Genomic DNA, 482 nt, shown 5'->3' with positions numbered 1-482 from the left:
CGCAGCTGATAGCCTTGCAGGCACATCAGCACCCTGTTTTAGATGATGAGAACTATGTCCGAGTGCAGATTAGTGGTTACTCTTTATGCGATGAAGAGTTTACTGAACAAATGCTTTCTCTTTCCAGAGCAGGGAAAATTCCCGCTAGAAAAGTATGTTTTGATCTATATGACTGCGCAGCGATTGAAGATATTCACTCTGCGGTGGCTTATATGAACCAATTAAAAGCGGAAGGCTTCAAATTTTGTCTCGATCACTTTGGCTCAGAGCGGTCTCCGTTTGCCTTTCTCAAAGCGTTGCCTTTCGATATGATCAAAATTGATGAGTCGTTTATGGAAGAGCTGAATCAAGCCGAAGGTGATGAAAAGGCGGCGGATTCGATTATAGAAATCGCTCACTATTTAGGTAAGAAAGTCTTGGCTAATGCCGTTGACACAGCCATCTGTCTGCAAAAAATGAAGCACTTGAAGGTCGATTTTGTT

1 protein-coding gene is annotated in these 482 nt (G+C 42.7%); it reads left to right on the top strand.

All coding sequences use genetic code 11. From position 1 onward, the window contains the following. Window positions 1-482 (top strand): EAL domain-containing protein (locus tag A3729_RS10955; RefSeq protein WP_156497895.1); only part of this gene is annotated, 482 nt, incomplete at both ends.

It is taken from the genome of Oleiphilus sp. HI0043 (assembly GCF_001634935.1).
The sequence above is the reverse complement of the archived record's forward strand: the minus strand, read 5'-3'. Positions and strand labels throughout refer to the sequence as shown.